Origin of the sequence: Aquimarina sp. Aq107 (genome assembly GCF_943733665.1) — a bacterium.
Taxonomy (GTDB): Bacteria; Bacteroidota; Bacteroidia; order Flavobacteriales; family Flavobacteriaceae; genus Aquimarina.
Genome location: NZ_OX030782.1, coordinates 3978436 through 3991059 on the forward strand (window position 1 = coordinate 3978436; position 12624 = coordinate 3991059).

The 12624-nt window shown below is 30.9% G+C and carries 8 protein-coding genes; 4 read left to right on the top strand and 4 right to left on the bottom strand.

Annotated features, from left to right (window positions below; genetic code table 11):
- Positions 1 to 45 precede the first annotated feature (45 nt).
- A complete protein-coding gene (locus NMK29_RS17255) occupies positions 46 to 2793 on the top strand; it encodes a CHAT domain-containing protein (protein ID WP_108802117.1) in 2748 nt (915 codons plus the stop codon).
- 37 nt (positions 2794 to 2830) lie between these two features.
- Here the strand turns inward: NMK29_RS17255 and NMK29_RS17260 are convergent, their stop codons facing one another.
- The 4 genes from NMK29_RS17260 to NMK29_RS17275 form a co-directional block, all read right to left on the bottom strand.
- A complete protein-coding gene (locus NMK29_RS17260) occupies positions 2831 to 2998 on the bottom strand; it encodes a hypothetical protein (RefSeq protein ID WP_159092102.1) in 168 nt (55 codons plus the stop codon).
- Positions 2999 to 3275: 277 nt separating this feature from the next.
- The gene (locus tag NMK29_RS17265; RefSeq protein WP_108802118.1) at positions 3276 to 5948 is read right to left on the bottom strand and encodes a T9SS type A sorting domain-containing protein; all 2673 of its coding nucleotides are present in this window, start codon (positions 5946 to 5948) and stop codon (positions 3276 to 3278) included.
- A 58-nt stretch (positions 5949 to 6006) separates the two neighbouring features.
- Complete coding sequence (locus NMK29_RS17270; RefSeq protein ID WP_108802119.1) at positions 6007 to 7137, bottom strand: hypothetical protein; 1131 nt, start codon at positions 7135 to 7137, stop codon at positions 6007 to 6009.
- A 30-nt stretch (positions 7138 to 7167) separates the two neighbouring features.
- Positions 7168 to 9081: a T9SS type A sorting domain-containing protein gene (locus tag NMK29_RS17275; protein ID WP_108802120.1), complete on the bottom strand. Its 1914-nt coding sequence runs from the start codon at positions 9079 to 9081 to the stop codon at positions 7168 to 7170.
- A 2157-nt stretch (positions 9082 to 11238) separates the two neighbouring features.
- On the opposite strand from NMK29_RS17275, the gene NMK29_RS17280 reads away from it, so the two are divergent.
- The 3 genes from NMK29_RS17280 (at position 11239) to NMK29_RS17290 (ending at position 12570) form a co-directional block, all read left to right on the top strand.
- A complete protein-coding gene (locus NMK29_RS17280) occupies positions 11239 to 11712 on the top strand; it encodes a hypothetical protein (protein WP_108802121.1) in 474 nt (157 codons plus the stop codon).
- Positions 11713 to 11808: 96 nt separating this feature from the next.
- Positions 11809 to 12207 (top strand): hypothetical protein, encoded by a 399-nt coding sequence (locus tag NMK29_RS17285; protein ID WP_108802122.1) that lies wholly within the window; start codon positions 11809 to 11811, stop codon positions 12205 to 12207.
- Positions 12208 to 12243: 36 nt separating this feature from the next.
- Positions 12244 to 12570, top strand: coding sequence for a DUF6678 family protein (locus NMK29_RS17290; protein ID WP_108802123.1), 327 nt, complete (start codon positions 12244 to 12246; stop codon positions 12568 to 12570).
- Positions 12571 to 12624: the final 54 nt, after the last annotated feature.

The window sequence follows — 12624 nt, forward strand, 5'->3', positions numbered from 1 at the left end:
TAATTTCATTACTTTTATAAAGTGTAATTTTCATATTTTTAATGTATGAAAATTGCACTTTTTTTCTTGCTACTAAGTATTATTCCCTTCACCTTATATTCGCAACAAGACAAAGATGAGTTTAATAAACTATTGAACTTATCTATCGATCTGGAATTGAAAGAACACAAATTAGATTCTTTCTTTAAACATCCAAAAGAACAATATACCTCAACTATTGCAGACAATTATCACGACTACGGGGTCTTTCTATTTAAAAAATGGAAAAAAACTAATGAAAGAGAAAACCTTCGTAAAGCAATTTTATTTACAAAAGAATCTTTATCAATTAAAGATAGTTTACAAATTAAATCATCCAAATCATTAGATAAAACATTATATAATTTAGGTGTCTTTAATTCAAGAATACAAGAATATTTTACCGCCATCACTTACCTCATACGGTTATCAGAAACAGGACAACGTAATAAAAAAATAGTTGCTAATTCAGAACTTTCCATCGCATATAAAAATATAGGAGACTACCACAAAGCTTTAATCACTATAGAAAAAGCTATTGAGTTGTGTCCAAATGATTCTAAATATGATAAAAAAAGAGTTGATTTCTATTTGCTCAAGGCTGATATATATTCTTCTATGGGGTATAAAAAAAATTCAAGTAAAATTAAATCAAGTCTTCAAAAAGCGGATTCTATATTACAATCCGTTTCTTACAACCCTATAATCCAAAAAAGTAATCTGCTTCAAACTGAGGGAAATCGCCTATTAAAAACTGAAGAATATCATAAAGCCATTGTTAAATTCTCTCAATCTCTTAAAGGATTGCATCCCTTAGACTCTAGTAATATAGCTACAACACATAATAGCTTAGGTCTTTCATTTTTAAAAATAAAACTATTAGATAGTAGCAAACTGCATTTGCAAAAAGCCACTAAATATAATCGAAGTTATACGCCTGCCTACGAAAATCTTGGTGATTTTTATATCACTAAAAAAGAATTCAAAAAAGGATTACTGTTTTATCAAAAAGCTATACAATATACTTTTGATCCAACTAAGACATATGATTACAGCGACATTATTAAAGAAGAAAACTTAGAACTAATACCTAATAAATACTATACCCTAAATCACCTTATCCAAAAAGCCAATGGTTGGATGCAGTACTATGACCACGACAAAAACGAAGAACATCTGACTCAAGCTTTAAAAACCTTTAGAATTGCGGATAAACTAGTTGATGTTATTCGTTTCGAAAGCTCTGAATACAAATCTAAATTATACTGGAGAGAACAAGCTTCATCTTTATACATGAAAGCCGTAGAAGCATCTTTTCTATTAAAAAAACCTGAAGACGCCTATTATTTCATGGAAAAAAATAAGGCAATACTCCTATTAGAAGATATCACCAATGAGCAAGCAAAAGAAAATGCTAAACTACCCTCGAAACTAGCTAGCAGAGAATATCAGCTAAAACAAAATATCTATCTATCAGAAAACAAATTAAATACACTAGACAATATATCAAAAGATAGTATTCTTAAAGTAAAAAAAGAAATCTATCAACATAAGCGCAGCTATGAGGTCTTTGTAGACTCTCTTAATATCAGCTATCCCGAGTACGCTATTAATAAGCAAAAAGTTGAGGTTCTACCCTACTCGAATTTTACAAGGAATTTTATTTCAGATAAGGAAGTTGTATTACAATATATTCTAAATGAGGATCAAGGATATGGAATTCTTCATGCGAAAGGCAAATCCATATTTTTCGAGCTTCTTAATCCAAAAGAATTAATTCGGGATATTCATATAGCAAACCATCAAGTTACTACCTGGTTTAAAGATCAAGACGAGTTAAGAACCTATCACAAAATAGCACATCATATTTTTAATCAACTTATCCCAGAGAATGTCTACTCATTAATTAAAGAAAAAAATGTAACAATCATTCCGGATTATGCGTTACAGCAACTTTCTTTTGAAACATTGATTACATCAAAACAAGAACATAGTTATTTGATTAAAGATACCGAAATTAGATATGCCTATTCTATGAGTTATTTAGATCAAAATAAAAACAAAAACAGAAATCCTGAACTCAATTTTTTAGGTGTTGCACCAATAGATTTTAATATTGACAATCTAAACCCCTTAATTCATAGTAAAAAAGAAGTGACCACCATATCTGATATCGTTTCTGGAGATATACTATTAAAAGAAAAAAGTCTTAAGGATAGTGTTGTCAACAACTTTGACAAATACAATATCCTACACCTTTCTACACATGCTGATGTTGGAACTATAAAAAATCCTTGGATTGCTTTTAGAGATCAAAAAATGACATTGCAAGAAATTTATGCCAGTAAAAATCAATCTGAAATGGTAGTGCTAAGTGCGTGTAAAACATCTTTGGGAAAAGTCAATAAAGGAGAAGGAGTCATGAGCCTAGCCAGAGGGTTTTTCTATGCAGGTACTAATAGCGTAGTGTCTTCTTTATGGTCTGTAAATGATAAAGCGAATCAAGAATTGATGATTGACTTTTATAAAAACATCGATAAAGGATTTACAAAATCCTCTGCTCTTCGAAATGCTAAACTACACTACATAAACACTCATGATGGTAGCGAATTATCTCCTTTTTATTGGGGTTCGTTAATACTTATTGGTAATAACACTCCTATTTCCCTAGATCAAAATTCGTTTAAGCCTTATACCGTTTTCATTCTTTTGATTCTAGTAATTGGCGCTACATGTCTCTATTTTTTTAAAAAGAAAAACAGAAAGGCTACATGAATATGATTATCATTTTAGACTTTGTATAAAGCAATATTTACTCAACATTTTCGTCTCCATTACTACTTGATTGGTTTGTAACCAAATCTGCTTGTATTTCAAACTCTTCTAGTTCAGATAATTCTTTATCGTCTTGTTCATCAATAGTACAACTTTGTAGTCCAACAATCGCCATGCAAGCAGCTAAAAACAGAAAAATCTTCATACTTTATTTTTTTTTAAATTACAAATTAACTTAAAGGGCTCAACTTCTCTCATATAAAATATTAAATGACATTACCCTTACAACTATATAGTGTCTTAAACAGATAATATGTTACCTTTATTATTGAGATATTATTTAAAAAAATCAGAATTGACACTGCACTCTCTGAATAAATTAATCCATAAACCCATTATAAATTTAAAATACACCTCATAAAAGAAGAATATTTCCAAATCTAGAATGGGTTTATTGTTTTTATATTAAATCACTGCAATCGCTATTTCTTATTTGCAACAATTATTTTATGTGTTTTTACAAAACCATTATTATCAGAAAATTTAATAATATAAATTCCTTCCATATAGGAGCTCATATCAATTTGGTGGCTATTTTGTTTAACATTTTCAGAAACTAATTTAACTCCTTTAAAATCAAATATTTCAACAGCAACTCCATCCGTACTATAAATATTAGATTCAATTTTCATATATATCTGATCCGATACCGGATTAGGGTATAACGTAATTACATAGGGATTAACTTTGTCTATTTCCTGAGACAATAATGTACTATCTGTATTTTGCTTATTATGCAATTCATTACTGCGATACATACTAGATAGTTCGGGCCACTTTTCATAATACAAAAAATCATATCGTTCATAATATTTTAATGCAAGTACATGTTTTTCATTATGTGGTGTTGCTTTTACCGTTAAGTAATCATTTTGAACCCCGTTTAAATACCAATTATCAAGCCTCCCTGTTCCTGAATTATTCCAGTTTTGCTGAAAATCAGTTCCATTATAATCAGCAGTTGCTGACCAAACATTGTTAATATTTAAAACCTCATCTGTTGGATCTTGATCAAAATTACCTATCAATATTTTTTGTTCATTATTTAGAGGTAATATCTGCATATGTGCAAATTTTGAGTCTCCGTATTGACTCCAAACCCAATTCCACTGAGAAGTATTCGTATTAAATCTCAAAACTGTAACCCAAGTATTTACCCAAGTCAACAATTCATCTGTATTAGTGACAGTAAATTTACCAGGTGTATATCGATTCCTATAACTTGCATCCACTCCTCCTATTCTGCCGCTACCACTATTGGTCCAACGTTGGCTAAAAATTCCTCCATCAAAATCAAACAGACTCGACCAATTATAGGAGAACCCCAATAGTTCATCTTTTCCATCTCCATCAAAATCTCCTATCTGAAACTGATCCGAGGATCTAATATGCCAGGTAGAAATATTAAAACTACCATAATTACTCCATTTAAAATACCATGAATTAGTTGTTGCATCAAATCCTTGTAAGGTTGCCCAAGCATTACTTACAGACATAGACAATAGATCCGTAATTCCATCACCATCAAAATCCCCTGTAAAGTGTCTATCACCATCATTCATATACCAAGACCCAATCCATCGACTTCCGTTATTATTCCAGATATCATACCAGTCTGTTCCTGTATCACACGAAAAATCTTCCATTCCGGACCATGTGGTACTACTCATAAAAAGAAGTTCTTCGTCCGTATCTCCATCAAAATCTCCTACCAACTTATGGTCTCCATTATTAAAATACCATCCTCCTAATCTTCTTTTATTTCTTTCATTGGTCCAAGTCATCTCCCAATCATTTCCTACAGTAGAAGAATTTATATTATTTAGACAACTACCATACGAAGTGAGATGATTCTGAGTTCTAATTACGCTAGATGGGTTAAAAAAATACCCAGTAGAACCATAGCACATAATACCTGGATTTATATTACATTCTGTATTACCAGAAACTTCAAATGGATGAGGCATATCTAATGCATGCCCTATTTCGTGTGCAATCGTCATAAACGCGCTAGAAACATCACCAATTACCGTACAGGCATAAGTAGGAATGCGACAAACTGTTCCTAAATAAGCAATTCCCCCTACAGTTAAGCTTCCGTTATCATTTTTCATACGTCTTAATCCAGTAAATAGCATATTTAGATCTCTATTCACCCCGGCAAAAATCGAAGGACTATTTGCTCTCAATTCTCCCAATCGATCTTCTGCAATAATAGATGTATATGGATCTGTACTTGATGTATGTACGTTCTGACCAGTAACACTAAAAAGAATATTAAAATAAATAGAAAAAATTCCTTCTGTTTGGTTTAACAAGGATAAGATTTTGGCATTAGAACCTCCACTATTTCTATATTTTTGATAGTGTTCATAATCCGCATCGGTTGCGATTTCCAAATATTTTGGTGTACAATTTGTTGTACCACTTTTTGCAGTAAAAATTTTACCTCTAATACTGATTTCTTCCTCGTCTTCTATCGCTATAATTACCTGTTGACATGTTCCCAATGATTCTTCTTTTAGGTCATTCATTCGGTATACCAACAATAAATTTTTCACTTCATTATTTTTCAAAAAACTACGAGTGGACTCAAAAAACAACCAATCATCTTTTTCCTTATCATAGATATATCCCCAAAAATTATCTTTTGCGATAGTTACTCTAACTACATTATTTCTGTTTTTATCTGCAAATCCTTTATATGTATCCACCTGATCAATAATGTTGGTAGTTTCTACTCGCTCATTAATAATTTCTCCATTAATTGCTTCTACATACTCTGGGCTTCTGATATCATTAGATTGCAACCTTATTATATATTTCCACTTTTCTGCAGCTATCACTAATTCAGAAACATAATTATCTTTATTAACATGTTTATAAACCTCTTCAAAATTAAAATCAAAAAGCTCATATCCTTCTAAATACTCTTCTAAACCGGCTACTGTTTCATTAGAAGTTGTTAATTTAAATGTCTTGGGCACATACGTATCGATGTGATCAAAATCACTTCCTTCTTTTATCTGTTCTTGTCCATAAAGTATGGTAATCCCAAAACTTATAAACAAGAAATTTTTTATGAATGATTTCATTGCTTAAGTATATTTTATCCACCTCCATATCTTTTACCTATAGAGGTGGATTGTTATATTAATTATTTATGGTCCAAACCCCAAGATCTGTACATCCAGAAGGATTCATTGTCACTGTAGACAAGTCTATAATAGATGTATGAATTGGTCCTCCAGGGATACATAAACACAAACAAGCATTTAATTGAAATACGCTATCAGGACATACCCAAAACTCTACAAATCCATTTGCATCTGGCGTAAAATGTCCAGAAAAACCATTATACGTAAGTCCGGTAGCCCACACATAACATCCTGGGTCACCATTCGTATATACAACCTGTACACGTACACATACTAACGCATTTGCACAAGGATCATCCGCATTCCAAGAACTATTAACCGATGTAATCTCTCCTCGTAAAACATTTCCTTGGTTAATCAAAACTCCAGAGATATCCCAGTATCCTGTATCTCTATTTAGCTCATATAAATTGACTTGTTCTGGAGTATTTTCTGTCCGTATGGGAAATGAAGTATCAATAGCAACGCCTTCGGCCAAATCTAAAGGAATATTTTCTTCAGGAATTGTTGCTGTTATTTCGATCATACCGAAAGAAGTTAACGGATATAGAGTACCATCTTCTTCGTTTTCTGCAATGTAACTTCCTGGAGCACTTCTTAACTCTAACTGATTTGTTATATCTATATAAGTTGCTCTAATCTCTACTAAACCATTGTAAGGTTTTCCTTTATAACTGAATGCATTTGGCGGTATTGTTATCTGTCCATCAGAAGCTACAGAGATTTCTGCTCCTTTTTTAGAATCAATCACATGAGCTTTAGCTCTTTCTTTCATCAAAACGAACAATTTTGTGTTTTCTTCAATTACTTTAGATACAGTCACAAAACCCTGATGTTCTATAGTTAATACATCACCAAGACTAAAACTATTTTCTTTTAAGATAAAGCTTCCTTCTGCATCACTTATTCCTATTATTTTTCCTTTAAGTTTTATCGTTGCATTATCTATTGGTTTATTATTTGTAGTCTGAAGCGTTCCACTCAGTCGATCTAATACTCCTTCTTTTTTCAAAGTGGTTTCCAATACAACCTCCTTTTCTGATGCTGTAAACTCATCATTACAAGCATAAAAAAAGGTTATAATTGCTAGCAAAGTGATCAAAAAAAATGATTTTAAATTTTTCATTTATTCTATATTTTAAGTTGATTTAAATCTTTATTGTATTGCTAACTGTTGGGTTATTATTTCACCAGAATTTCTTATAATTCTAACAAAATACATTCCTTTAGAAACCCTAGAATCAATCTCCAAAAGGATGTTTTCTTTCTGAACTGAAAAAGATAACGAGGTACTTTTTCCAGAAAGCTCCACCAGTTCTATACTTTTAATTGGATCATTAAAAGATCTCGAAATGGTAAGTGTATTTCCTGACTGTACCGGATTAGGATACATCTCTAACTTAGATAGATCGGTATTTTTATCATCTGAAGAATTCTCTCTTTCATATTCTTCATATAGTTCATAAATAGCACCCGAATTAACTAACTCATTAATTTCTTTGGTATAAGCACTATCTGGCTCAAAAGGATACTCTTTAGTTTCTAAAATAAAACCTCCAATATTATTTTCACTTTCTTGTATCTGAACTCTAAAATATTTTCTAGTTTCTTGCCATTCTTTGCAATCATTCCAGATTCCATGCTTCACATAATACCAGGTATTTATTAAAAGTCCTTGAAAAGAAGCCACATCAGAATTACAGCAAAATCCACTGATTACATTATGGTTTACATCATACACCTGCCATCCATGATATACTGAAACTGGATTGCTATCTGCCTGTACATTTACACTTACCTGACCATTAAAATTAGAACTTACACTTAATGCAAAATCAGCAGTGTATCCAGCCCAACTAACAGAACTAGGAATAATTTTTCTAGTTTCTTGCCACGGATAACAATTTTCATCAGCATCTTTCCAAACTCCATGTTTGATATAATAATTTTTAGTTCTACTTAGTCCACTAAAAGTAACTGTTGTTCCACCTTGGATAGGTCCTATTTGCGTACCTCCATTAGCAATAGAAGTTGGTGTTTCGAATAATCCCCACCATTGATACGCATTTGGGTTTGTTGCTGTTACCTGTACTGTAATGGTTCCATTACCAGCACAGCTAGTATTCATGATAAAATTAGAATCCAATCCTACATTAGGCAATACTGTAAATCGCTTGGTTAAAGGCAACCATCCGATACAATCATTACCCAATGCTACTTTGATTTCATATTCATATCCAGCTTCAAAATTCACATTATTACCGGCAAATAGTGTCGTTAAATTAACTGTTTGCAATTGTCCTGTAGTCCAACCTAATCCAGATACGTACTGAAAACTACCTGTACTTCCCGTAGGTCTTCTCCAAGCATCTATAAAATAACGAACCTCTCCCTGAGAAGCGCTTCCGTTTAAGAGAATTGTCTCTCCATCACAAAAAGTATCTTTAGTATTAGCATCAGTATCTTCAAAATGAAAATCTACTTCAAGATTTTGTTCTTCAATCACGATATCATCAATTGCCATTTCTGCCTGCTTCACTCCTCCTGTATATAGCGGATTTATTAAAAGTCTAGCATAGTTTGCATTGGGTGTAAATGTAGTTGTAACCAAATGCCAGTTATTTCCTAAATATGTGCCTATGGTATTAGAAAAAATAGTTTGTTCATTAAGAATAGTACCGTTCTGGAAATTAACAGCTCTTACATTTATAGTACCGTGATCACTTATGTCCTGATTACCTCTATCATTAGTCCTTACTTTAAAAGAAACTGCATAACATTTTCCGGTCTCAAATGCGATAGGAGTTTGTATACTTTCATAATGATTAGTGGAACCTCCTGACCACATCCAAGCATGTGGATTAGACGATACGCCGTGCAATGAAGGACTCCCAGAAAAGGAGTTCCAATTAGGAACGCAATTATTGCTGGTGGTAGTAAACGCAAAACTATAATCATTACAATTTGTATTGTAATTAGAAAAATCTCCGTTAGTAACAAGATTTTGTGCTACCCCCAAGTTAACCGACACTATTGTAAAAAATAGTAGTAAAATATTTTTAAAATTCATTGTATTAGTTTTAAAAGAAATGCCTACTCATACGCTTTTCGGCTGCCGCGTTTCGCTTCACAAAAAATTATACAGGTTGATCAGACCGAGAAACAATTGCTTATTTGGTAGGAGGAGTATATTTATCTCTAAATGTTACCCTGGGTTTTTATTTTTTTGAAATAGATGATTTTTCGTAATGAATCATCAGTGAGATACATCTAAGAATACGTGTATCAATCTGGAGAAAAGAAAAGCAGAAATGAGATGAGTACGAAACCAGAATGTGGAATCATTATATTCGAGTTATGTAATTATTTTGAATTAGACTTTATTTAACTTACTAAATGTGTTCTTTTAAAATGGTTAATTATAAAATCACTCACAACTTTGATGTTTTCTACTAATATAAAAAGCCAGGTAAGTCGCCTTGAAACATCTTTCGTAGAAAAATAGTTGTGGCAGAGATTAAATTCCATAATCACGGATCTAAAGCGGATAGTTTGTTTACAGTTATCCTGGAGAGGAATAAAGGGTTGTTTAAAAGATTATTGAAATAGATTTGATAAACTGGTACATTCTTTGGGCAGCTGATCTTGTTGTGCGTATTTTATTGTGTGAATTAGTCCACCTATTGGTGGGGTTCTTAAATTTTTGAAAATACACCTTAATTTGAGTCTAAATTCTATCAATAGTTCTATTATGTTTCTATGTATTGTTTAATGTGAAATAGGAAGGGTGTATGATTAGGGAATTCTATCTGTTTTCATTATATTTTATGGTATTAGTATGAGATAGAAGGAAAATTTTAGATTTTATTTAGGTTTTATTTGGAATTTGACGAAATTTACCAGTATTTAACGGTTTTTACAATCATAAATATCAACAAATTCATGTTAAGAACTTCGAAAGTACTGATTTTGTTGATGTTTTCGGGTTCATCAAGATAAACAAAATGGTTAATGAAAAGGAAAGATTTTTATTTGTTCAATACAATTTTTCTTTTATATTGCAACTGTATTATTCCCATAAAGGGATGAACAAAAAGTCATATTCAAGTAGACTTTAAAAATAAAAAAGGAGATGCTGTGAACACCTCCTTTTGAATCGATGAGAACTTAAGAACTCTAATGTGGTTCTTAAATTGTAGTAATATATATTGGTTACTACATGTCATCTACGCAACTTATGAAGAATTCTAACAAGGCTGCCAATTGGTAGCCTTACTCACTTGCGATACACAAAGATCAAAAAATGTGTTAGAAGTTTCACAAAAAGTTAGCAAACGTTTTCAACAAAGTTTTCAACACGGCGGGTATTATCGATAGAACTGATTATTAATAAAATTACCGTAAATTACTGATTATCAAATATTTATTTAAAAAAATAAGATGTTTACAATACTATTAACAACCTCAAAAATCACTTATTTTTCGACTACTGCCAAAGCTTTTTGCTTATAAAAATAGAAAATCAAAAAACCTTTAATTTTACTGCAAAACCACAAGTTAATAAACGTAAATAAAAATTACTCTTTTAAGTAAAAACTTGATTTTCAAGTACCTGTTGTTGAATTATGTATTAATTATGACGATGTTGTAATTCGATAAAAGAAATTTTCCTTATTAATTGAAATCTTATATACTTAATATATTGTTGTTTTAATGAATTTGTAGCTGGAAACTGTAGAATATAACCTATCCAGTTCAATAAAACGGTTCAATTCCTAAGTTTACCAAATAACACTTAAATGAACTAGTATGTTATTTGGATATGCAAGTATAAGTGCCCCATCTCAAAAATTTGATTTACAAAAAGTCTATTACAAAAATTACATAAAAAAATGAGGGAAAAAATAGTCTTGTAATTTTATTTTGTTAATTTAGAAGTAACAAAATTATAAACCACCCCATGTCTGAAGATTTCTTCGGATATGGGGTGGTTTATTAAAATTATCCCCCTATAAGAATCATTGGATGAAATATTAACTAAAAGTCTAATTAAAGAATGAGAGATATGAAATGTAAAAAATGTGGAGAAGTTATTTTTTATGTAATAGAAGAAGGGCCAATAATTGAATGCACTATTTATGGTAATGTAAATATTGTTGACTATAACAAAAATTAAAGTTAAATAAAACGATACATTATTAATTAAATCTATAAGCAAAATTTATTTATGAACCCTTATGAAGAAATAAAATACTTGAGAATCCATGTCATTGATAGTTGTATAGAAGTTGAAACCCACATCTCTATTTTACTAGGAGCTATCATAAAAATAGATTGGGAGAATTCAAGAACTTTAGGCCATAAGTCAGGCGGTTTAAGTTTTAATCAAAAAGTTTATATGATACAAGATATAGAATCTATATCCAATGAAATGGTTAATAAATTTACTTGTCTAATGAGGATTAGAAATAAATTTGCTCATGTAGCTGCTATAAATACTTTTGAACGTTTGTTCGCTAATACTAAAGTAGGTAAAGAAGTACAAAAAAACTTAATTAAATGGTATGGAGATACATTTAAAAAGGATAATTATAAATCAGAAGAGCAATGGTATTTAAGACTATTTGATCTATTGCAAGATGAGTTAATTGGTTTTTTAGTTGATATACAATATGAATACCATGTAAAGGGATTTAATTAAGAAGAATCTCATGATATAAGATCGACAAATTATGAGAATGATAATAAAGACAATCCAAAATAAGTAAATTAAAGTTCAATATAACGATAATTAATAATGAGTATTTTATTTATTTTAATCGGAGCTGTTATCGGAATAATTATTTTGGGCATAGGAATTGTTTATTTGCGATATTTTATTCCATTGCGTCCACAAGAAAATGGATTTGAATATGTATATGTAAATAGTGATGGAACTGTACGAGAATTATATGATGATGAGATTGAATATTTGAATGAGAAATTTAATCCAACTGATAGCGCAAGACCGTATATTAAAAGTAGATGTAAATCATTAGCCCCAGATCAAAAAATGTCAGGTTTTATACAACGGAAAAGAGTTCCAAGAAAAGTGGAAATAAAAAACGTTGTGCGGCAAAGTATCATAAAAAAAACAGAACACGAAGTTGATGAAACGGGAGCTTCAGGTATATTTACGAAGTCACCAAATTTCTAATTTAGCTTTTAGAGTAAAAGTTCAATAAAACGATACATGAAATTCAATAAGTTATTAGCATTGATTGGAGAGTTCAGGGAAAAACCTTGGGAATTTCGTATGAAACTTTTTAGTTTGGATTACGCTAGTAATTGGAGTGGAGGGATTTGGAGCCCAACAAACAATTATATAGAAGTTTCTAGTTGTTTAACTGCGTTTTCTGATTTAGAAAACATTCAAATAAATCCAATTGAAGATAGGTATATAGGAAGATTAGTTCCTAATAGAATTTATGATCATACTCAGGATGTTTGCGATATACTAAAACATCATGATCTGGAATATGAAATACAAGAAAAAATAATATTAATAAAAGTTCAATAAAACGATTATAATAGATAAAATTACACGAAATACAAAGGACATACATCCTTTATA